Source organism: Streptomyces sp. NPDC046122 (assembly GCF_056429965.1).
The window spans coordinates 68,122-88,958 of the sequence record NZ_JBWKLQ010000007.1; the positions used below are offsets into that span (position 1 = coordinate 68,122).

Sequence of the window (20,837 nt, forward strand, 5' to 3'; positions counted from 1 at the left end):
CTGCAAGGGACGGCGAGGGGCGGGGTGATCAAACCGGGCGGGTGCAGGGCGGCGGCTGGGTGCGGGGCTTCGTTGGGCCCGGGGCGGTGATTGCTTCTGCTGTGGGGGCCGCCTTTGGGGAGGGCGGCGTCCCCCGGGGGGAGCCCACGGAACCCCCAGCCTCAGCGGCAGCGGCGGAGAAGTCAGTCACTGACCGCGGGCGGAGAAGTCGCGGTTGTACGCGACGGAGGAACGTAGCCGGGCACGGACGGCCGTCGAACGGTCAGCACCACGGCCTCCTCACGCCTTCAGCCGGTCTCGCAGTTCCTCGATGTCGGTGAGGAACCACGCCTGCCGCCCACGGTTGCACTCGCGGACGAAGTCCCGCAGCGACGGGCTTTCCGCCGTGTGGTGGGAGATGTCACCGAGGACGACAACACCCAAGCGGTAGTTGGCGAACTTCTGGAAGATGTCACCGGCGACGCGGGTGCGCAGCTGAAAGAACGCCTCAGTGAACCGTCCGGCGGGAATGACCACCCATTGGGCGCCCTGGTAGCCGGCGTCGCCTATGAGATCCAAGGCGTCGCGCTCGTTCCCGATGAGCTCGCCCTCCGAAGCGCACATCAGAACGGGCACGTCGTGGATCGTCTGCAAGGTGCTCATGATGGCTGAGGCTAGTTGCGCAGACGGACGCAAGCGACGCACTTCCCGGCCAAGATCTCCTTTGGACACCGCCCGACTCACCCCATGCCACCCTCGCGCCCCACCCGCGCACCCATGAGTCCGCAGGTCGCCCGGCCGGGCCGACCGCCCACCGGCGTGTGTGTGCGTGCGTGTGTGCATGTCCCTGTGTGCATGTATGCGTCGGAATCGTTGTGTCGCACCAACGACCGTCGCCGCACCCGCCGAGACTGGGGCCGCACCACCCGGCCCGCCGACCCTTGAGCGCCAGGGACGGCCCGAGATTCCCCTCCAGAAGCAACGAGTGGTTCCCCTCGCCTCCACCACCCTCACCAACTCCCCCACCGCCCCCACAACGAAGAGGGGGGTTATCCCCACTGTCGACGGCTTGGGCACTCCGTAACGTTGCCACCATGGAAGCCCGCGACCCCGATCTGAAGAAGGACCTCGACGCGACCTTGCACGCACGCAAGGAGCTTGGGGACGACTACGAGTCCGCGCTCGTCGAATCGTTCCTGGAAAAGGTCGAGCAGCGGCTCGACGGTACGGTCGACCGCCGCGTCCGGCGCCAGCTCGCCGAGCAACAGATGGTCGTCGCCAGAGGCGGTGCGAAGCCGCAGCCGGGCGAGGCGAGCTTCGGCGAGCGGTTCGGCTTCGCCGCCGTCTCACTGGTCCTGGCCATCCCACTGTCGGCCATCGGCGTGGCCAACGCGGACCTCGAGGGCCTGATCGTCGCCTGGCTCGGCATCGTCGGCGTCAACGCCGTGCATGCCGCGCGCGGTTCCGCCTGGCTGGGTGGAAGGCGCAAGAGGGGCGAGAAGTCCGACTGGGCGGACTGAACCGGAATCCGACTCAACTCGACGGACCGGGCGCGGAATCCGACTTCACGGGCTGAGCCCGGATTGCGACTCGGCGGACCGAGCCCGGAATCCGACTCGGCGGACCGGGCGTGAAAGGGAAATGTCGCGGGGACCGCCGCACCCCCGGTTGCCCGGGGGCCGGGACGACAGCGGTCCCCGCGAGGGACGCGGGCCGGGATCAGGGCCGGCTTCGCGTCCTGGCGTCCATGGAGGTCCGGGAGCCGCTCCGTAGTCCGTGACGCCGACAACCACCAATGTGCCCGAGGCGTGTTAAGCCGGTGCTGCGCGAACGTGTCGGCCTCGTACCAGTTGCACGAAGCGGCGGTTCCGGCCCGGCGCTGCGCGAACGAGTCGCCCCGCACAAACGCGCCGGACGCCCCCGCACCACCGACACGCACCAACAGTTCCGGCTCCGGCGCGTCCCCCTCGCCGGAGCCGCTGCCGCCTAGCTCTGCGGCTTTGCCAGGAACGCCAGCAGGTCCTGCCTGCTCACCACGCCCGTGGGCTTGCCCTCCACCAGGACGATCGCCGCGTCGTGCTGTCCCTTGCCGCCGAGTACGGCCATCAGGTCCTCCACCGGCTCGCCGGAGCCGACCTGCGGCAGCGGCGCGCTCATGTGCTGCTCCAGCCGGTCCCCGAGCTGCGCGCGCTGCGCGAACAGGGCGTTCAGCAGATCCCGTTCGACGACCGAGCCGATGACCTCCGCGGCCATGACGTCCGGGTGGCCGGCGCCCGGCTTCACGATCGGCATCTGCGAGACGCCGTACTCGCGCAGCACGTCGATCGCCTGACCCACCGTCTCCTCCGGGTGCATGTGCACGAGGCTGGGCATGTCGCCCTCCTTGTACCGCAGGACGTCACCGACGCTCGCGTGCTGACCCGACTCCTCCAGGAAGCCGTAGTCCGCCATCCACTCGTCGTTGAAGATCTTGCTGAGGTAGCCGCGGCCGCTGTCGGGCAGCAGGACGACCACCACGTCGTCGGGGCCGAGCCGCTCGGCCACGCGCAGCGCGCCGACGACCGCCATGCCGCAGGAGCCGCCGACCAGCAGGCCCTCCTCCTTGGCGAGGCGCCGGGTCATCTGGAACGAGTCCTTGTCCGACACCGCGACGATCTCGTCCGTCACCGTGGCGTCGTACGCCGACGGCCAGAAGTCCTCACCGACGCCCTCGACGAGGTACGGGCGGCCCGAACCGCCCGAGTACACCGAGCCCTCGGGGTCCGCGCCAATGATCTTGACCTTGCCGCCGCTGACCTCCTTCAGGTAACGGCCGGTGCCGGAGATGGTGCCGCCGGTGCCGACGCCCGTGACGAAGTGCGTGATCTTCCCGTCCGTCTGCGCCCACAGTTCGGGACCGGTCGTCTCGTAGTGCGAGCGCGGGTTGTTCGGGTTGCTGTACTGGTCCGGCTTCCAGGCACCCGGCGTCTCGGCGACCAGACGGTCGGAGACGTTGTAGTACGAGTCGGGGTGCTCGGGGTCGACGGCCGTGGGGCAGACGACGACCTCGGCGCCGTACGCGCGCAGTACGTTGATCTTGTCGGTCGACACCTTGTCCGGGCAGACGAAGATGCACTTGTAGCCCTTTTGCTGAGCCACGATGGCGAGGCCGACGCCGGTGTTGCCGGACGTCGGTTCGACGATCGTGCCGCCGGGCTTGAGCGCGCCGCTCTCCTCCGCCGCCTCGATCATCCGCAGGGCGATCCGGTCCTTCACGGATCCGCCGGGATTGAAGTACTCGACCTTGGCCAGGACTGTTGCCTGGATTCCGGCCGTCACGCTGCCAAGCCTCACAAGCGGGGTGTTGCCGACGAGGGTGATCATCGAGTCGTGAAATTGCACGATGCGCTCCGGGGTCTCCGTGGTGGTATGCGGCCCAGCGTAGAGGGCTGACGACGGCGCGTTCACCTTCGGACGAGATTGAAGAGCGCCCACTACCGGGCAGTAAGCCTTTGAGCGCGAGACTTCAAGGCCGGAGGAGGTGGCTGCGACTGTGTCGAGGGCAAGGGTGGCACGGCGAATCGCCGCTGGCGCGGCATATGGAGGGGGCGGCATCGGGCTGGTCGGCGCGGCCGCGGTGGGGATCTTCCTCGCCGAGGTACAGCTGGCCAAGCGGTCGGTGGGCGGCGGACGGGCGCCGGTCCCGCCCCTGGCGGACGGGCTGTACGGCATGCCGCTGGCCGGGTATCCCATGGACGCCCCGCTGCGGCTCGCCATGCTGGGCGACTCCACGGCCGCGGGACAGGGCGTGCGCCGGGCGGGGCAGACGCCGGGGGCGCTCCTCGCGTCCGGCCTCGCGGCGGTGGCGGAGCGTCCGGTGGCGCTGCGGAACGTGGCGCAGCCGGGGGCGCAGTCGGACGACCTGGAGCGGCAGGTCACCGTCGCGCTGGCGGACCGTGAGCGGCTGCCGGACGTGTGCGTGATCATGATCGGTGCGAACGACGTGACGCACCGGATGCCGCCCACGCAGTCCGTCCGCCACCTCGCCTCGGCGGTGCGCCGCCTGCGCACGGCGGGGGCGGAGGTCGTCGTCGGCACCTGCCCCGACCTGGGCACGATCGAGCCGGTCTACCAGCCGCTGCGCTGGCTGGCCCGGCGCGTGTCGCGGCAGCTCGCGGCGGCGCAGACGATCGGCGCGGTGGAGCAGGGCGGGCGCACGGTGTCGCTGGGGGACCTGCTCGGGCCCGAGTTCCTGGCGAACCCCCGCGAGCTGTTCGGTCCGGACAACTACCACCCGTCGGCGGAGGGCTACGCGACGGCGGCGATGGCCGTGCTGCCGACGGTGTGCGCGGCGCTCGGGCTGTGGCCGGAGTCCGACCGGCTGGACCCCTCGCGCGACGAGGACATGCTGCCGGTGGCGAAGGCCGCGGCGGAGGCGGCCTCGGCCGCCGGTACGGAGGTCACGGCCGCACGGGCCCCCTGGGCCCTGCTCAAGCACCGGCGCCGTCGGCGCCTTCCCGCCTCGACGGAGCCGGCCCACTCTCCCTCGGAGTCGCGCCGGGCGCTGTGAGGGTGCGCGGGCGCGCGGTGACACAGTGGGAGGGGCTGGTGGAGGACCGCCGCCCGCCCCCGACTGAGCGAGCGCTTAGAAAAGAGGCCCGCATCACATCGTCCGCACGATGACCCGAGCGGTACGGGCGGGTAACTTCCCACTCAGTCGTGCCCAATCGCCCTTCTCGCCCTCATGGAGCCGTCGTGCCCGAAGCAGTGATCGTTTCCACCGCCCGCTCGCCCATCGGACGCGCCTTCAAGGGCTCCCTGAAGGACCTGCGGCCGGACGACCTGACCGCCACCATCGTGCAGGCCGCCCTCGCCAAGGTGCCCGAGCTCGACCCCCGCGACATCGACGACCTCATGCTCGGCTGCGGCCTCCCCGGCGGCGAGCAGGGACACAACCTGGGGCGCATCGTCGCCGTGCAGATGGGCATGGACCACCTCCCGGGCTGCACCGTCACCCGGTACTGCTCCTCCTCCCTGCAGACCTCCCGCATGGCGCTGCACGCCATCAAGGCCGGTGAGGGCGACGTCTTCATCTCCGCCGGTGTCGAGATGGTGTCCCGTTCCGTCAAGGGCAGCTCGGACGGCATGCCCGACACCCACAACCCGCTCTTCGCCGAGGCGGAGGCCCGTACCGCCGCCGTCGCGCAGAGCGAGGGCGCCGACTGGCACGACCCGCGCGAGGACGGCCTCGTCCCGGACGCGTACATCGCCATGGGCCAGACCGCCGAGAACCTCGCCCGCCTCAAGGGCATCACCCGCGCCGAGATGGACGAGTTCGGCGTACGGTCGCAGAACCTCGCCGAGCAGGCCATCAAGAACGGCTTCTGGGAGCGCGAGATCACCCCGGTCACGACCCCCGACGGGACGGTCGTCTCGCAGGACGACGGCCCCCGCGCCGGCGTCACCCTCGAGGGCGTCCAGGGCCTCAAGCCCGTCTTCCGCCCCGACGGCCGGGTCACCGCCGCCAACTGCTGCCCGCTGAACGACGGCGCCGCCGCCCTCGTCATCATGAGCGACACCAAGGCGCGTGAGCTGGGCCTGACCCCGCTGGCGCGGATCGTCTCGACCGGCGTCTCCGGGCTCTCGCCCGAGATCATGGGCTACGGCCCGGTCGAGGCCAGCCGGCAGGCGCTCAAGCGCGCCGGGCTGAGCATCGGCGACATCGACCTCGCCGAGATCAACGAGGCGTTCGCCGCCCAGGTGATCCCGTCCTACCAGGACCTCGGCCTGGACCTGGACAAGGTCAACGTCAACGGCGGCGCCATCGCCGTCGGCCACCCCTTCGGCATGACCGGCGCGCGGATCACCGGCACGCTGATCAACGGCCTCCAGTTCCACGACAAGCAGTTCGGCCTGGAGACGATGTGCGTCGGCGGCGGCCAGGGCATGGCCATGGTGATCGAGCGCCTCAGCTGACCCTCTGTGCGGCTCCGGCCGCACCCGGTTCGTAACCCAATCTCCCCCAGGATGTGATGTATCTCCTGGGGGAGAGGCATACCCCCAGGTCAACGGCGGTTATTGGCAGATCCGCCAGGCGAAAGACCTGTCCATTTCGTGACGTAATGCACTGACAGACGGCGCGCACTCACCGCAAGCTGATGTAGGAAGTCGGGGGATCGATGAAACCGGGAGTACGTCAGTGAGCGCCATGCCTCTTGCCCTGTTGCTGACCACAGCCGCCGCCACGGCCGTGGGCGCCGCTGCCCTGCACGCGGTCCACGGACTGCGCAAGCAGGTCGCCGCCCTGCGCACCGAGCTGACGGCCGCCGCCGCACTCGGCCGTTCCGGGGCCGCGGTCCCCCAGCAGACCCGTGCCGCCGACGCGGACGGGATACGGGCCGCGGTGGCCGAGGCCCTCGCCGAGGAGCGGGAGCGCGAGCTGGCCGAGGCGCGGGCCTTCTGGGCCGCGCAGGAGGCCCGCGACGCCGCCGACGCCCCGTCGCTGCTGGGCGGTCTGACCGGTCTCGGCGACGAGACGCCCCCCTTCTTCGTCCCGCGCCAGGCGGACTTCACCGGCCTGGAGTCGGTGGACGCGTACGAGGCGCTCGAGGCCCTCCACGGCGCCGACGGCGCCGACGCCCTGGAGGGGCTCGACGACCTGGAGCCGGCCGACGCCTTCCCGGAGGACTCCCCCGAGCTCGCGGCGGCCCGCCGCCGCCACCCCTCGAACGCCGCGAACCGGATCGAGCACGGCGTCACGGGCCAGACGCCGGGCGCCGTGGGCGACCACGAGCGCACCGTGCACCGCCTGGAGGAGCTCGCCGCCGCCCGCACCGCGCTCGCCGACGTCCGCCCGGGACCGCTCGGCACGCTCGACGTGTACGTCTTCACGGACGGTACGACGCTCTGCATGACCCCCGGCCACCGTGAGACCGCCGAGCGCCTCGCGGAGTCGCTGCGCGGCGGTGAGTCCCCGGTCCTGCTCGGCGGCTCCGGCATCTCCGGCGCCTACGCGCTGACCTTCTCCTGCGGCGAGGAAAGCGTCTACATCCTGGCCGACCGCGTCATCGCGTCGATCTAGCCCGGCCCCCCGGGCCACGCCGCCGACCGGTTCACAGACCGGCCCGCGCGGCCGCCGCCTCCACCAGCCCCACGGCCTCGTCCAGTCCTTCCGCGACGGACGGGGCCGTCCCGCGTTCCGGCGCGCACGCGGCGCTCAGGGCCTGCGCCAAATCATGACCCGCCACCGCGAGTTGGTCGGCCACCACGAAGACGCCGGTCTCCGGCATGATGCGCGGCTCCCGCCCCGGCTCCTCCAGGCGCTGCGCCCGTACGGACAATTCCCTGGCCAGAGCCAGTCCTTCGGCGGCGGCGCCGCGCTGGAGCCTGCTCTGCGGAGCGGAACGGAGCCGGTCGGCGAATCGGTCCACGGCGGTCGTCAGGGGCGTTGTATCGAGCACTCCGCGACCCTACGCGCCCGCCCGGCACTGTTGCCAACGGGCGGACACTCAGGCACGGTGACATGAAGGAGCACTCGCGCAATGCGTCCGGAGGCGCCGAATGTCCCAAGTCTTCTCCGAAGAGACCCATCAGAACCTGCTCTCCCGTATCCCCCACTGCACCGGTCGTGAAGTCTCCGACTGGCTCCGCGCGGTGGACGACGGTCCCGCCCTTTTCCGCTTCGAGGAGAAGGTGAGCTGGCTCCGCAGTGAGCACAACCTCGCCTACGGCCACGCGAAAGCGATCATCCACGAGTACGACCTGAGGCGCGCCGCCCGGCGATTGCTCTAGTCCGGTGGCGGTCGCGGCCGCCGCAGCAGACGCGGAAGGGCCCGCCCGGCTTGCGCCGGGCGGGCCCTTCCGCGTGTGTCCAGGGGCGACTAGTCGTCGCCGCTGAGGATGGAGACCAGGCGCAGCATCTCCAGGTAGATCCACACCAGGGTCATGGTGAGGCCGAAGGCCGCCATCCAGGACTCCTCGCGCGGAGCGCCGTAGGCCACGCCGTCCTCGACCTGCTTGAAGTCCAGGGCGAGGAAGAAGGCGCCGAGCAGCACGCCGACGAGACCGAAGACGACGCCCACCCAGCCACTGCGGAAGCCGAGGCCGTCACCGCCCGCGAAGACCATGAACAGCAGGTTCACGGCGGTCAGCACCATGAAGCTGATCGCGGCGATCATCAGGTAGCGCGTGAACCGCTGGGTGACCCGGATGATCCGGGTCTTGTACAGGAAGAGCATGGTGACGAAGACCGCCATCGTGCCCAGCACCGCCTGCATCGGCGCGCCGTCGGCCACGTACGTGTTCACGTAGTTGCTGAGCGCGCCGAGGAAGATGCCCTCGAAGGCCGCGTACGCCAGGATCAGCGCCGGGACGGGCTTGCTCTTGAAGGACTGGACGAGCCCGAGCACCATCGCCACGAGAGCGGCGCCGATGGCCAGGCCGAGGCCGACGTTCGTCACCCAGGCGACGGTGGCGCCGGCGATCACGAGGCCGAGCGTGATGCCCGTCCGCGCGACGACGTCGTCCATCGTCATGACGTTGCCGCGTACGGGCGCCTGCGGGGCGCCGTACTGCGTGTCCTGCTGGGCGTAGGGGTTGGTCGCGTACGGGTTCGCGGGGGCGCCCTGGGCGTACGGGTTGCCCTGCGCCGTACCGACGGCGGGGCCCCCGGCCTGCGGCGCCGCGTTGAAGCCCGCGGTGCCGTTGTCGCGGCTGAAGCCCCGTCGCGAGAAGACCGGGTTGCTGCTCCTCATCTCACTCCTCCATGGCCACCCTGCGTGGCCTTGAGTCAAGAGTAATGGGAAAGCAAAAGGAACACCCTAGTGCCAGGGGAGGATCTTTCTCCGACCGTCGCCCGGGCGGGGCGTTCCTCGGGCCCGCGGGATATGCGTCCCGCCTGATCCCGTCCGAGGACCGGATCATCCCGCAGGTCACGTGCCCGCGCTCCGCCACGGTCACACCTCGCCCCGCGTGCTCCCCTCGTCGCGCACACGGCGCTTCGTACGTGCTCTGCTTCCGGTCAGGCAGTGGTCCCCGTTGTGCCCGGAGCCGGACTTGAACCGGCACGCCCCGAGGGGCAGCGAGGTTTAAGCTCGCCGTGTCTGCATTCCACCATCCGGGCAAGGTGCGCGGCTCCGCAATTCGCGGGTCAGAGCCTATCCGGACGCCTCCCCCGAACAGCGGAACCCCCGGCCGATGTTGTCTTATTTTATTGACGCCTGAGGGTGTGTCAGCGTGCGTAATGGGCCGTCGGCACATGCCGGGCGCGGTGGACGGGCACCGACGGCTGCCTGCGGGAAAGGCGCAAACTCGACTGCGCGCGGGTCCGCGCGGCTCCCGTCGGCCCCCGGGCCTGCCTCAGGGACGGCGTCATACCAAAGGAGGACGGGCGTGCCCGGCGATGCGACTCAAGAGGGCCGTCAGAACGGGCACGACGGCTGATCCGCCGGCGCCGTACGGACGGGACGATGAAGGGGTCCCTTCAACCGTCCCCGACAGGAGCGCCCTCTCGTGACCACCACCCCCACCGCCCACCGCACCACCGCGGTGGCCGCACGCGCCACGGAGCTTTCCAAGGTCTACGGGCAGGGCGAGACCCAGGTGGTCGCCCTGGACCGGGTCACCGTGGACTTCCGCCAGGGCGAGTTCACCGCGATCATGGGCCCGTCCGGCTCCGGCAAGTCGACGCTGATGCACTGCGTGGCGGGTCTGGACTCCTTCAGCTCCGGGTCCGTACGGATCGGCGAGACCGAGCTGGGCGCCCTCAAGGACAAGCAGCTCACCCAGCTGCGCCGGGACAAGATCGGCTTCATCTTCCAGGCGTTCAACCTGCTGCCGACGCTCACCGCCGCCGAGAACATCACGCTGCCGATGGACATCGCGGGCCGCAAGCCCGACAAGGACTGGCTGAAGACGGTCATCGACATGGTGGGCCTGTCCGACCGGCTCAGCCACCGCCCCTCCCAGCTCTCCGGCGGCCAGCAGCAGCGCGTCGCCGTGGCCCGCGCCCTGGCGAGCAGGCCGGAGATCATGTTCGGTGACGAGCCGACCGGAAACCTGGACTCGCGCTCGGGCGCCGAGGTCCTCGGCTTCCTGCGGAACTCGGTGCGCGAACTCGGCCAGACCGTCGTCATGGTGACGCACGACCCGTCGGCCGCCTCGTACGCGGACCGGGTGATCTTCCTGGCCGACGGCCGGATCGTCGACGAGATGCTGAGCCCGACCGCGGACGGCGTCCTCGACCGGATGAAGGAGTTCGACTCCAAGGGCCGCACCAGCTGACCCACGAGCCCCCCTCCCCCGGCCGAACCCACCCCAGGACTGACCGAAACATGTTCCGTACCGCCCTGCGCAATGTGCTCGCGCACAAGGCCAGGCTGCTGATGACCGTGCTCGCCGTAATGCTCGGCGTGGCCTTCGTGTCCGGCACCCTGGTCTTCACCGACACCCTCTCCAACGCCTACAGCAACCAGTCCGCGAAGAGCTACAAGGACGTCGCCGTCGCGGTCACCACGTACCCCGACCTCGAGAGCGGCAAGAGGGACCAGGGCATAGACGCCCGGACCCTGGAGAAGATCCAGGCCCTGGACGGCGTCGCCTCCGCCACCGGCCGGGTCTCCGGCTTCGCCGGTGTCGCCGACCCCGACGGCAAGCTGATCGGCAACGGCTGGTCCAACACCGGCGCGAACTTCGAGCCGGGCGCGAACGGCAAGGACCCCGCGTACGACTTCACCGACGGTTCGGGCCCCGCCCGGGCGGACGAGATCGCCCTCGACGAGGCCACGGCCGACAAGGGCGAGTACCGCACCGGTGACACCGTGCGGGTCGCGACCAACGGACCGGTGAAGGAGTACACCCTCTCCGGTGTCTTCACCACCGAGGACGGCGAGGTCAACGCCGGCGGCTCGCTGGTCCTGTTCGACACCCCGGTCGCCCAGAAGCTCTACCTGACGCCGGGTCACTTCAAGGACGTCACGATCGCCGCCGCCTCCGGCACGTCCGAGCAGAAGCTGCTCGGCGCGGTGAAGCCGCTGCTGCCCGAGGACGCCGAGGCCCAGACCGGCAAGGAGCTCGCCGACGACCAGGCGAAGATGATCGAGGAGAGCCTGAGCGCCCTCAACCAGGTGCTGCTCGGCTTCGCCGCGATCGCGCTGTTCGTCGGCGTCTTCCTGATCTCCAACACCTTCACCATGCTGGTCGCCCAGCGCACCAAGGAACTGGCGCTGATGCGCGCCGTCGGCGCGTCCCGCCGCCAGGTCAAGCGCTCGGTGCTGCTCGAAGCCATGGTGGTCGGCGCGATCGCCTCGGTGGTCGGCTTCGCCCTCGGGCTGGGGCTCGCGACCGGGCTGCGCTCCGTGATGTCCATGTTCGGCGCCAAGACGCCGGCCGGTCCGCTGATCGTCTCGCCCACCGCGGTCGCCGCCGCCTTCGCCGTGGGTGTCCTGGTCACGATGCTCGCCGCGTGGCTGCCCGCCCGCCGGGCCGCGAAGATCCCGCCGGTGGCGGCGATGAGCAGCGTGCACGCGGTCGCGACCACCAAGTCGCTCGTCGTGCGGAACTCCATCGGCGGCTTCATCACGCTGCTGGGCGCGGCCGGCATCCTGGCCGGCGCGGCGGCCGGCAAGGACGGCCGGATGCTCATCGGGGCCGGCGCCTTCTTCGCGCTGATCGGCATCATCGTGCTGATCCCGCTGCTGTCGCGTCCGGTCATCGCGCTCGTACGGCCGCTGATCAGCAAGGTCTTCGGGGTGTCGGGCACGCTGGCCGGCCAGAACGCGGTCCGCAATCCGCGGCGTACCGGCGCCACCGCGTCGGCGCTGGCCATCGGTCTCACCCTGGTCACCGGGCTCTCCGTGCTCGGCGTCACGATGGGCCGGGCCGTGGACAAGATGACCACGGACAACATCAGGGCCGACTACATGTTCACGATGGCCGGCGGCGGTTCGCTGGACACGTCGGCGCTCAGCGCGCTGGAGAAGGTCCCGGGTGTGTCCGCGGTCTCCCCGCAGACGGCCGCCGACTTCGAGCTGAAGGGCGAGTGGGCCGCGGCCTCCGGCGTCACGCCGGGCGACATCGAGCGGGTCATCAACGTCACGCCGGTCGCCGGCTCGCTCGACTCGCTCGCCGAGGGCGCGATCGCGGTCGCCGACGAGACGGCGAAGAGCAGCGGCTTCAAGGTCGGCGACAGCGTGCCCGTGAAGTACGCCGACGGCAAGAAGGGGAAGCTGAAGGTCGGCGCCACGTACAAGGGCAACGAGTTCCTCTCGCCCGTCCTCGTCGACCAGAAGATCGTCGCCGAGCACCAGGCCAAGCCGTACATCCGCGAGATCTGGGTGAAGACGGACGGCGGCGCGAGCGAGGCGAACGAGAAGGCGCTCGTGGACGCGCTGGGGCAGAACCCGGCGATCAGCGTGATGGACCAGCAGGACATCCGCAACCAGTTCGGCGGCATGATCAACACGATGCTGAACATCATGTACGGCCTGCTGGGCATGGCCCTGCTGATCGCGGTGCTCGGCGTCATCAACACCCTGGCGATGTCCGTCTTCGAGCGTCAGCAGGAGATCGGCATGCTGCGCGCGATCGGTCTCGACCGCCGCAGGGTCAAGACCATGATCCGGCTGGAGGCCGTGGTCATCTCGCTCTTCGGTGCGGTGATCGGTGTCGGCCTCGGCACGTTCCTGGGCTGGGCCATCGGCCAGACGGTCAGGGACCAGGTGCCGGGTTACGCCCTGGTCCTGCCCTGGGACCGGATCGGCGTCTTCCTGCTCCTGGCGGCGGTCGTCGGAGTGCTGGCCGCGATGTGGCCGGCCCGCAGCGCGGCGAGGCTGAACATGCTCGACGCCATCAAGGCCGAGTAGGCGCGTACGGCGCGCGGGTGAAGGGCCGGTTCCCCTCGGGGGCCGGCCCTTCGCCGTGCGCGCCGCGGGTCACCCGGCCGGCGGGTTCCAGGTCCGGGCCCGCAGCGGCATCCCCGACGCGCCGCCGGGCCCGGGCCGGACGGCGAGGACCTGGTTGACGCCGATCTTGTTGTGCTCGAAGGAGAGGGCGGAGGCCGCCATGTAGAGCCGCCAGACGCGGGCCCTGCCGAGGGAGGTCGCCCGTACCGCCTCGGCCCAGCCGGCCTCCAGGTTGGCGACCCACTGGCGCAGCGTCAGGGCGTAGTGCTCACGGATCGACTCGACGTCGCGGACCTCGAAGCCCGCGTCCTCCAGCGTCCCCACGGTGCGGCCGAGCGGCGCGAGCTCGCCGTCCGGGAAGACGTACGCGTCGATGAACTCGTCCACGTGGTACGCCTCTTCGTTCGGCTCCGGCCGCCGCGCGATCTGGTGGTTGAGCAGCCGTCCGCCGGGCTTCAGCAGCCCGAACAGGTCGTCGGCGTACTCCCGGTACTGGACCGAGCCGACGTGCTCGGCCATGCCGATCGACGAGATGGCGTCGTACGGACCGTCCCTGACGTCCCGGTAGTCCTGCACCCGGATCTCGACGCGGTCGGTCAGGCCCTCGTCGGCGACGCGCTTGCGGGCGTACGCCGCCTGTTCCCCGGACAGCGTGACGCCGGTGACCCGGGCACCGTACTCGCGCGCCGCGTGCGTCGCCATCGAGCCCCAGCCGCAGCCCACGTCCAGCAGCCTCGTCCCCTCCCGGAGCCCGAGCTTGCGGCTGATCAGGTCGAGCTTGGCGTACTGGGCCTCTTCGAGGGTCGTCTCCCGGGCCGGATCGTCGAAGTACGCGCACGAGTAGACCATCGACGGGCCGAGCACCAGCCGGTAGAAGGCGTTGCCCACGTCGTAGTGGTGGCTGATCGCCTCCTTGTCGCGCCGCTTGGTGTGCAGCGGCCCGCTGCGGCGTCTGACCTCCTCCGAAGGCGGGGGCGGCGGCGGCCAGGGCCCCGCGACGGCGAGCAGGCCCCGGGCGGCGGCGCGCAGGCGCGGGTCGCGCACGGCGTGGACGGCGGACTTCGTCTGTGCGCCCCGGTCCCAGAGCAGCCCGGCGACGCGGCCGAGGGCCTCGTACAGGTCGCCCTCGATGTCGAGCTCGCCCGCCACCCAGGCGCGGGCCAGGCCGAGCTCCCCGGGCTTCCACAGCAGGCGGCGCAGGGCGCGGCGGCTCCGGACGACGAGGACCGGGGCGTCGGCGGGACCGGCCTCGCTGCCGTCCCAGGCGCGGATGCGGACCGGCAGGGGGATCCCGAGGAGTTCCTCGGCGAGCGTGGTCAACCGCTGGGCGGCGTCGGCCATGGTGCACACCTCCGTGACGGTGTTGCCCGGATCACTGAGCGTTCACCCGGGACAACACCCGCGGGCACCCTGCCGCATTCCCCGTGCCCGGTATCGGATCGGCAAAGCGAGTGGCGACTGCGCCGACCGAGCGGCACCCCCGCACACGCCGAAGGGGCCGCCCGCACCACGGATGGCGGGCGGCCCCTTCGGGCTGCGCGTTCTAGGTCCTGCTCACCGGTCGGACACGGTGGAGCGTCAGGACGCCTTGGCCTTCTCGCTGCCGGCGGACGCACCCGTCTTGGCGGCGGGGGCGGGTGCGGGCTTGGCGGCCTCGTAGAACTCCTCGCGCGGCGACTCCATCGCGCCGAGCGAGACGACCTCGCGCTTGAGGAACATCGCGAGGGTCCAGTCGGCGACGACGCGGATCTTGCGGTTCCAGGTGGGCACGGCCAGACCGTGGTAGCCACGGTGCATGTACCAGGCGAGACGGCCCTTGAGCTTGATCTTCATCTTGCCCATGACGATCATCGCGACGCCCTTGTGCAGGCCGAGACCGGCGACCGCACCCTTGTTGGCGTGGCTGTAGTCCTTCTGCGGGAAGCCGCGCATCCCGGAGATGACGTTGTCGCCGAGGACCTTCGCCTGGCGCAGCGCGTGCTGGGCGTTCGGCGGGCACCAGGCGTTCTCGACGCCGGCCTTGCGGGCGGCGACATCCGGGACCTGGGCGTTGTCGCCCGCGGCCCAGATGTAGTCCGAGCCCTGCACCTGGAGCGTCGTCTGGGTGTCCACGTGGCCGCGGGGGCCGAGCGGCAGGCCGTAGCGGGCCAGCGCCGGGTTCGGCTTCACGCCGGCGGTCCACACGATGGTGTTCGAGTCGACCTCGAGGCCGTTGTTCAGCACCACGTGGCCGTCCACGCAGGAGTCCATGCCGGTCTTGAGGTAGACCTCGATGCCGCGGCCCTCGAGGTGCTCCTTGCCCCACTTGCCGAGCTCGGGCCCGACCTCGGGGAGGATCTTGTCGGCCACGTCGACGAGCAGGAAGCGCATGTCCTCGCGCTTGACGCTGGTGTAGTACTTGGCCGCGTCGCGGGCCATGTCCTCCACCTCGCCGATGGTCTCGGCGCCGGCGAAGCCGCCACCCACGAAGACGAAGGTCAGCGCCTTGCGGCGGACGTTCTCGTCGGTCGTGGAATCGGCCTTGTCCAGCTGCTCCAGGACGTGGTTGCGAAGGCCGATGGCCTCCTCCACGCCCTTCATGCCGATGCCCTGCTCGGCCAGGCCGGGGATCGGGAAGGTGCGGGAAACCGCGCCGAGGGCGACGACCAGGTAGTCGAAGGGCAGCTCGTACGCCTCGCCGACGAGCGGCGCGACGGTGGCGACCTTGCGGTCCTGGTCGATGGTCGTGACCCGACCGGTGAGCACCTCGGCCTTGGGCAGGACGCGTCGCAGGGGTACGACGACGTGCCTCGGCGAGATGCTGCCGGCGGCAGCTTCGGGGAGGAAGGGCTGGTACGTCATGTACGAGCGCGGGTCGACGACCGTGACGGTCGCTTCCGCGTAGCGCATCTTCTTGAGAATGCGCCGTGCTGCGTACAGGCCTACGTACCCACCGCCTACTACGAGGATCCTGGGACGCTCCGTGGTGCTCATGCCATCGAGTATCCACCCCTCGGGAGGGGGTGGCTCGTGAGCCCCTTCACAAGCACTTCGGGCACCTCTGCTACACTCCGCCGCCCACGTGATCCACGTCATGGCCCCGCGGGGGAACCAGGGTGTACGGCCGCACGTTGGAAACCCCCCGTGAGCTGGACGCATGGGCTGTTCCGGCGGCTGTACCACCGGTGGGAACCGGTCCCGGTTCCCACCGGCGCGACGCCCCGGAAGCCGTCCGAAATACGGGCAGCCCGCAGGAGTTGGGCCTCCCGAGGGCCTTTGGGCCCAGATTCGTAGGCCCAAGGACCCCAATTCCTTGTGAAGAACTTCACGAAGTTCCTCGGTCAGGCGATGGACCAAGCGATTCCGTCGAGGATGTCGTGCTCGCTGACCACGACTTCCCGGGCTCCGGTCCGCTCCATGATCTCGAGCAGGACCAGCGCTCCGGCCCCGATCACGTCGACCCGGCCCGGGTGCATGACGGGGATAGAGGCCCGCTCGTCGTGGGTCGAGGAGAGGAGCTCGGCGGTGATGTCCCGAACCCGCTCGTACGGGACGCGGGAGTGGTGGATCGCCGCCGAGTCGTACTCCTCCAGACCCAGCGCGATCGCGGCCACGGTGGTCACCGAACCCGCGAGCCCGACCAGCGTGTGCGCCTCGCGCAGCGGCACGGTCTCCTCGGCGAGGTCCAGCGCGGCCCGGATGTCGGCCCGCACGGCGGCGATCCCGTCGGCGGAGGGCGGGTCCGAGACGACGCCGTCGCGCACCAAGTGGCGCTCGGTCATCCGTACGCAGCCGACGTCGACGGAGCGGGCGGCCCGTACGTGGCCGTCCCCGACGACGAACTCCGTGGAGCCGCCGCCGATGTCCACGACCAGGTAGGGCCCGGTGAGGTCCGCGCGGCCCGCCAGTTCCCTGGTGGCGCCGGTGAAGGAGAACTCGGCCTCCTCGTCACCGGTGATCACCTCGGGCTCCACGCCCAGGATGTCGAGGACCCCCCGTACGAAGTCGTCGCGGTTCTCTGCGTCCCGGGAGGCGGAGGTGGCGACGAACCGGGTCCGCTGCGCGCCGTGTGTCTTGATGACCTCGGCGTACTCGCGGCACGCCTCGAAAGTGCGTTCCAGCGCCTCGGGGGCGAGCCGGCCGGTGCGGTCGACGTCCTGGCCGAGGCGCACGATCCGCATCCGGCGGTCGATCTCGACCAGTTCGCCGGTCGCCGGGTCCGTGTCGGCGACCAGGAGGCGGATGGAGTTGGTGCCGCAGTCGACGGCGGCCACGCGGGTGCTCACTTGCCGGCCTCCTCTTCCGCGCCGCCCTCGCCGCACGGGGTCACGCACGGCCCCTTCGCCCACCACTCGGGCAGCAGCGCGAGCGCCTCGTCCCCGAACGGGTTGACGCCGGGTCCGGCGGCCAGCGCGTGGCCGACGAGGACGTGCAGGCACTTCACGCGGTCCGGCATGCCGCCGGCGCTGGGGAAGCCCTGGAGCACCTCGATCTCGTCACGGCGCCGGATGTAGTCCTCGTGGGCTGCACGGTAGGCGGCGGCCAGCTCGGCGTCCTCGGAGAGGCGGTCCTGCATCTCCTTCATCAGGCCCGAGCCCTCCAGCGTGCCGATCGCGCCGGCCGCGCGGGGGCAGGTGAGGTAGTAGAGCGTGGGGAACGGCGTGCCGTCCTCCAGGCGCGGGGCCGTCTCGACCACGTCCGGCTGTCCGCACGGGCAGCGGTGCGCGATGGCGCGCAGTCCGCGCGGCGGGCGGCCCAACTGGAGCTTGAACGCCTCGATGTCCGCCTCGGTGGGCTCGGTGCGCGGGGTGGTCGGGGGTGCGGCGTCCATCGTTGCGTTCGTGCCTTCGTGTTCGGTGGTGACTGGTGATTACTGGTTGCCCGCGCGGTCGGCCTTGTCGACGCCGTCCCAGAGGTTGCTGTACCAGGGACGGTCGGCGCCGCCGCCGTCCTCGCGCCGCCGGTCGCGGGCGTGCGGGTCGACGACGGTGAACCCCGTCTCGCCCGGGCGTACGAGGTGCAGGTGCTCGCGGGCGAGGCGCTCGATGTAGGCGTCGTCCTTGAGCCTGGCCTTCTCGTCGCGCAGTTCCTCGACGCGTCGGCCGGCCTCCCGCATCTTGCGCTGCTGCTCGGCGATCTCGCCGCGCTGCGACACGTACTGCCGCATCGGGTAGGCGAGCGCCACGACCAGCGAGCACACGACCAGGACGAGCAGCGCGGCCCGGCCGGTGAGCCGGGAGCGGCGGGCCTGCCTGCGCGTCTGCGAGCGGTAGACACGGGCGGCGGTCTGCTCGCCGAGCAGCCGGATCCTGGTGGTGGTGGAGAACCGGTCCCGGTTCTTCCCGGCCATGTCTCTCCCGTCTCCCCTGTACGCGCGTACGTCCCCGCACACGGTACGGGACCGGGTGCGGGGACGTAGGGAGGCTCAGGCTTTCAGCCCTCGGCCGGTGCTCGGCCCTTGCTGTGCTTAACCCTTGCTGTGCTTATCCCTTGAAGCGGGGGAACGCGCTGCGGCCCGCGTACACGGCCGCGTCGTCGAGGATCTCCTCAATGCGCAGCAGCTGGTTGTACTTGGCGACACGCTCGGAACGGGCCGGGGCGCCGGTCTTGATCTGGCCGCAGTTGGTGGCGACGGCGAGGTCGGCGATGGTGACGTCCTCGGTCTCGCCGGAACGGTGCGACATCATGCACTTGAAGCCGTTGCGCTGCGCCAGCTCGACGGCGTCCAGGGTCTCGGTCAGCGAACCGATCTGGTTGACCTTGACGAGGAGGGCGTTGGCCGACTTCTCCTCGATGCCGCGGGCCAGGCGCTCGGGGTTGGTGACGAACAGGTCGTCACCGACGAGCTGGACCTTGTCGCCGAGGCGCTCGGTGACGGTGTTCCAGCCGGCCCAGTCGTCCTCGAACAGCGGGTCCTCGATGGAGACGAGCGGGTACGCCGCGACGAGCTCCTCGTAGTACTCCGTCATCTCGGCGGCCGAGCGGGACTTGCCCTCGAACTCGTACACGCCGTCCTTGTAGAACTCGGACGCGGCCACGTCGAGCGCGAGCGCGATCTGCTCGCCCGGGACGTAACCCGCCTGCTTGACGGCCTCCAGGATGAGGTCGAGCGCGGCGCGGTTGGAGTCCAGGTTCGGCGCGAAGCCGCCCTCGTCGCCGAGGCCGGTGGACAGGCCCTTGGACTTCAGGACGGACTTGAGGGTGTGGTAGACCTCCGTGCCCCAGCGCAGGGCCTCGGAGAACGACTCGGCGCCGATCGGCGCGATCATGAACTCCTGGATGTCGACGTTGGAGTCGGCGTGCGACCCACCGTTGAGGATGTTCATCATCGGAACGGGCAGCAGGTGCGCGTTCGGGCCGCCGAGGTAGCGGAACAGCGGCAGGTCCGACGCCTCGGAGGCGGCGTGCGCGACGGCGAGGGAGACGCCGAGGATGGCGTTGGCGCCGAGGGACGCCTTGTTCTCGGTGGCGTCCAGGTCGAACATGGCCTGGTCGATCAGGCGCTGCTCGGTGGCGTCGTAGCCGACGAGCTCCGGGCCGATCTGCTCGATGACGGCGAGGACGGCCTTCTCGACACCCTTGCCCTGGTAGCGGTTCGGGTCACCGTCGCGAAGCTCGATGGCCTCGAACGCTCCGGTGGAGGCACCGGACGGAACGGCAGCACGACCCGTGCTGCCGTCGTCGAGGCCGACCTCGACCTCGACCGTGGGGTTGCCTCGGGAGTCCAGGATTTCCCGGGCTACGACGACGTCGATGGACGGCACGAGCATCTCCTTCTGGGATGTGACGCTAGGGGTGCAGGGTCACTTTGGCCTTGCGACAAGAGCCTAACCGGCTCGGGGGCGTCGGTCGGCCGTTCGCCCGCCCCCTGGGACGAGAAGAGCCGCGAATGCCCGCAATAGCGGACGTAACTCTGTGCCCGACTTCCGGCACACCGGGCCTACCGGGCAGTAACACCGCCTGGTCCGGGGGCCCGCACGAAGACGAAACCCCGGCCCGGCGCGTACGGGGGAAACGCGCCGGGCCGGGGTGCTCGGGGTGTGAGCTCGGGTCAGCTCAGGTGGAGCTGCTGGCCCACGTAGATGACATCGGCGTCGTCGACGATGTCCTTGTTCAGCTCGAAGAGCTTCTCCCAGCCACCCTTGACCTTCTTCTTCTCAGCGATCTTGCCGAGGGTGTCGCCGGACTTCACCTTGTACTCGCCGTCGCCCTTCTCGAAGGACTTCGGCGCGGCGGGCTGCTCGGCGGCCTTGGGCGCGGTGCGGACCTCGCTGCGCGAGGCGGGCTGCTCGGCGGCGCGCGGCGCGGCCTGCTGCTTCGGCTGCTCCTGCTGCGCGGAGGAGGAACCGGAGGTGTCGACACCCGGGTCGACGCCGTCGTTGGTCAGGCCGCCGGCGCCGGCGCAGGCCCAGGCGCCCGGGCCCTGCATGTCGAGGAGCTTCTCGGCGGTGGCGATCTGCTGCGCCTTGGACGCCTTGTCGGCGGTCGGGGCGTACTGCGTGCCGCCGGCGGCGGCCCAGCTGGAGGCGGAGAACTGCAGGCCGCCGTAGTAGCCGTTGCCCGTGTTGATGGACCAGTTGCCGCCGGACTCGCACTGGGCGACGGCGTCCCAGGTCTCGACGGAGGCCGCGGAGGCCGACGTGGCGCCCATCAGCGGGACGGCGACAGCGGCGCCGGTGATGCCGACGAGCGTGGCGACACGAGTGGCCTTCGACGGGCGGCGGTGCTTGGCCTTGCCGGAAAACAGCATGCGACATCTCCTCACCGACGCCTACGAGGTGAGCTGTCGGGTTCGGGCCAAGTGAGTGCCCGGCGCGCGACCTGGGTCGCGCGGCTTAACCCCAAGCCGGTTCCGTTCGTCTTCCGACGTACGGGCCCGGCGCCTACCTGGGTCCCCCGCTCCTGCCTACGGCGCTTTACGCGTCGGTTCCCCCCGGCCGCCGGCAGGATTCGGCGTGGCGGTCGACGGGGCCCGCGGTGGCGAGCGGTTCGACGGTAAAC

The 20,837-nt window shown here is 70.7% G+C and carries 18 protein-coding genes, 1 tRNA gene and 1 riboswitch; of the genes, 7 read left to right on the forward strand and 12 right to left on the reverse strand.

The window, feature by feature from the left end; translation table 11 throughout:
- Positions 1 to 279 precede the first annotated feature (279 nt).
- Entirely contained in the window at positions 280 to 642 is a 363-nt protein-coding gene (locus AC07FK_RS20095) for a DUF4180 domain-containing protein (protein ID WP_479106258.1), read from the reverse strand.
- Positions 643 to 1,073: 431 nt separating this feature from the next.
- Here AC07FK_RS20095 and AC07FK_RS20100 point away from each other — a divergent pair, with 431 nt between their 5' ends.
- On the forward strand, positions 1,074 to 1,499 hold the full coding sequence (locus AC07FK_RS20100) for a hypothetical protein (protein WP_479106259.1): 426 nt from the start codon (positions 1,074 to 1,076) through the stop codon (positions 1,497 to 1,499).
- A gap of 466 nt (positions 1,500 to 1,965) precedes the next feature.
- On the opposite strand, the gene AC07FK_RS20105 is transcribed toward AC07FK_RS20100, so the two are convergent.
- Positions 1,966 to 3,360 (reverse strand): cystathionine beta-synthase, encoded by a 1,395-nt coding sequence (locus tag AC07FK_RS20105; RefSeq protein WP_479106260.1) that lies wholly within the window; start codon positions 3,358 to 3,360, stop codon positions 1,966 to 1,968.
- A 166-nt stretch (positions 3,361 to 3,526) separates the two neighbouring features.
- On the opposite strand from AC07FK_RS20105, the gene AC07FK_RS20110 reads away from it, so the two are divergent.
- The 3 genes from AC07FK_RS20110 to AC07FK_RS20120 all read left to right on the forward strand — a co-directional run bounded on the left by AC07FK_RS20110 (position 3,527) and on the right by AC07FK_RS20120 (position 7,039).
- Positions 3,527 to 4,528: an SGNH/GDSL hydrolase family protein gene (locus AC07FK_RS20110; protein WP_479106261.1), complete on the forward strand. Its 1,002-nt coding sequence runs from the start codon at positions 3,527 to 3,529 to the stop codon at positions 4,526 to 4,528.
- 185 nt (positions 4,529 to 4,713) lie between these two features.
- Positions 4,714 to 5,934, forward strand: a complete 1,221-nt coding sequence (locus tag AC07FK_RS20115) for an acetyl-CoA C-acetyltransferase (RefSeq protein WP_479106262.1) — start codon at positions 4,714 to 4,716, stop codon at positions 5,932 to 5,934.
- Between the two features lie 232 nt (positions 5,935 to 6,166).
- On the forward strand, positions 6,167 to 7,039 hold the full coding sequence (locus tag AC07FK_RS20120; protein ID WP_479106508.1) for a hypothetical protein: 873 nt from the start codon (positions 6,167 to 6,169) through the stop codon (positions 7,037 to 7,039).
- Positions 7,040 to 7,070: 31 nt separating this feature from the next.
- Here AC07FK_RS20120 and AC07FK_RS20125 read toward each other — a convergent pair whose 3' ends face one another.
- Positions 7,071 to 7,418 carry a hypothetical protein gene (locus AC07FK_RS20125; RefSeq protein ID WP_479106263.1) on the reverse strand — a complete coding sequence of 116 codons (348 nt, stop codon included), beginning with the start codon at positions 7,416 to 7,418 and terminating at the stop codon, positions 7,071 to 7,073.
- A 100-nt stretch (positions 7,419 to 7,518) separates the two neighbouring features.
- Between AC07FK_RS20125 and AC07FK_RS20130 the strand changes: the two genes are divergently transcribed.
- Positions 7,519 to 7,749, forward strand: coding sequence for a DUF4287 domain-containing protein (locus AC07FK_RS20130; protein ID WP_138899329.1), 231 nt, complete (start codon positions 7,519 to 7,521; stop codon positions 7,747 to 7,749).
- Positions 7,750 to 7,838: 89 nt separating this feature from the next.
- Here the strand turns inward: AC07FK_RS20130 and AC07FK_RS20135 are convergent, their stop codons facing one another.
- Complete coding sequence (locus AC07FK_RS20135; protein ID WP_479106264.1) at positions 7,839 to 8,711, reverse strand: Bax inhibitor-1/YccA family protein; 873 nt, start codon at positions 8,709 to 8,711, stop codon at positions 7,839 to 7,841.
- Between the two features lie 286 nt (positions 8,712 to 8,997).
- Positions 8,998 to 9,079, reverse strand: a tRNA-Leu gene (locus AC07FK_RS20140).
- A gap of 389 nt (positions 9,080 to 9,468) precedes the next feature.
- Between AC07FK_RS20140 and AC07FK_RS20145 the strand changes: the two genes are divergently transcribed.
- Positions 9,469 to 10,239 carry an ABC transporter ATP-binding protein gene (locus AC07FK_RS20145; RefSeq protein WP_479106265.1) on the forward strand — a complete coding sequence of 257 codons (771 nt, stop codon included), beginning with the start codon at positions 9,469 to 9,471 and terminating at the stop codon, positions 10,237 to 10,239.
- Positions 10,240 to 10,289: 50 nt separating this feature from the next.
- Entirely contained in the window at positions 10,290 to 12,818 is a 2,529-nt protein-coding gene (locus AC07FK_RS20150; protein ID WP_479106266.1) for an ABC transporter permease, read from the forward strand.
- A 69-nt stretch (positions 12,819 to 12,887) separates the two neighbouring features.
- Here AC07FK_RS20150 and AC07FK_RS20155 read toward each other — a convergent pair whose 3' ends face one another.
- The 7 genes from AC07FK_RS20155 to AC07FK_RS20185 all read right to left on the reverse strand — a co-directional run bounded on the left by AC07FK_RS20155 (position 12,888) and on the right by AC07FK_RS20185 (position 20,586).
- The gene (locus tag AC07FK_RS20155; protein WP_479106267.1) at positions 12,888 to 14,198 is read right to left on the reverse strand and encodes a class I SAM-dependent methyltransferase; all 1,311 of its coding nucleotides are present in this window, start codon (positions 14,196 to 14,198) and stop codon (positions 12,888 to 12,890) included.
- 237 nt (positions 14,199 to 14,435) lie between these two features.
- On the reverse strand, positions 14,436 to 15,830 hold the full coding sequence (locus AC07FK_RS20160) for an NAD(P)/FAD-dependent oxidoreductase (RefSeq protein ID WP_479106268.1): 1,395 nt from the start codon (positions 15,828 to 15,830) through the stop codon (positions 14,436 to 14,438).
- A gap of 347 nt (positions 15,831 to 16,177) precedes the next feature.
- On the reverse strand, positions 16,178 to 17,122 hold the full coding sequence (locus tag AC07FK_RS20165) for a Ppx/GppA phosphatase family protein (RefSeq protein WP_479106269.1): 945 nt from the start codon (positions 17,120 to 17,122) through the stop codon (positions 16,178 to 16,180).
- A complete protein-coding gene (locus AC07FK_RS20170) occupies positions 17,119 to 17,667 on the reverse strand; it encodes a DUF501 domain-containing protein (RefSeq protein WP_479106270.1) in 549 nt (182 codons plus the stop codon). The genes AC07FK_RS20165 and AC07FK_RS20170 overlap by 4 nt, the downstream gene beginning before the upstream one ends.
- A 39-nt stretch (positions 17,668 to 17,706) precedes the next feature.
- Complete coding sequence (locus AC07FK_RS20175) at positions 17,707 to 18,186, reverse strand: FtsB family cell division protein (RefSeq protein WP_479106271.1); 480 nt, start codon at positions 18,184 to 18,186, stop codon at positions 17,707 to 17,709.
- 133 nt (positions 18,187 to 18,319) lie between these two features.
- On the reverse strand, positions 18,320 to 19,606 hold the full coding sequence (gene eno / locus AC07FK_RS20180) for a phosphopyruvate hydratase (RefSeq protein WP_479106272.1): 1,287 nt from the start codon (positions 19,604 to 19,606) through the stop codon (positions 18,320 to 18,322).
- 281 nt (positions 19,607 to 19,887) lie between these two features.
- Entirely contained in the window at positions 19,888 to 20,586 is a 699-nt protein-coding gene (locus tag AC07FK_RS20185; protein ID WP_479106273.1) for a transglycosylase family protein, read from the reverse strand.
- A gap of 3 nt (positions 20,587 to 20,589) precedes the next feature.
- Positions 20,590 to 20,760: riboswitch (cyclic di-AMP (ydaO/yuaA leader) on the reverse strand.
- Positions 20,761 to 20,837 lie beyond the last annotated feature (77 nt).

Coding starts and splice junctions, on each gene's coding strand:
- AC07FK_RS20150 (WP_479106266.1), top strand. CDS start 10,290: ATGTTCCGTACCGCCCTGCGCAATGTGCTCGCGCACAAGGCCAGGCTG.
- AC07FK_RS20095 (WP_479106258.1), bottom strand. CDS start 642: ATGAGCACCTTGCAGACGATCCACGACGTGCCCGTTCTGATGTGCGCT.
- AC07FK_RS20175 (WP_479106271.1), bottom strand. CDS start 18,186: ATGGCCGGGAAGAACCGGGACCGGTTCTCCACCACCACCAGGATCCGG.
- AC07FK_RS20130 (WP_138899329.1), top strand. CDS start 7,519: ATGTCCCAAGTCTTCTCCGAAGAGACCCATCAGAACCTGCTCTCCCGT.
- AC07FK_RS20185 (WP_479106273.1), bottom strand. CDS start 20,586: ATGCTGTTTTCCGGCAAGGCCAAGCACCGCCGCCCGTCGAAGGCCACT.
- AC07FK_RS20120 (WP_479106508.1), top strand. CDS start 6,167: ATGCCTCTTGCCCTGTTGCTGACCACAGCCGCCGCCACGGCCGTGGGC.
- AC07FK_RS20155 (WP_479106267.1), bottom strand. CDS start 14,198: ATGGCCGACGCCGCCCAGCGGTTGACCACGCTCGCCGAGGAACTCCTC.
- AC07FK_RS20100 (WP_479106259.1), top strand. CDS start 1,074: ATGGAAGCCCGCGACCCCGATCTGAAGAAGGACCTCGACGCGACCTTG.
- AC07FK_RS20170 (WP_479106270.1), bottom strand. CDS start 17,667: ATGGACGCCGCACCCCCGACCACCCCGCGCACCGAGCCCACCGAGGCG.
- AC07FK_RS20160 (WP_479106268.1), bottom strand. CDS start 15,830: ATGAGCACCACGGAGCGTCCCAGGATCCTCGTAGTAGGCGGTGGGTAC.
- eno (WP_479106272.1), bottom strand. CDS start 19,606: ATGCTCGTGCCGTCCATCGACGTCGTCGTAGCCCGGGAAATCCTGGAC.
- AC07FK_RS20135 (WP_479106264.1), bottom strand. CDS start 8,711: ATGAGGAGCAGCAACCCGGTCTTCTCGCGACGGGGCTTCAGCCGCGAC.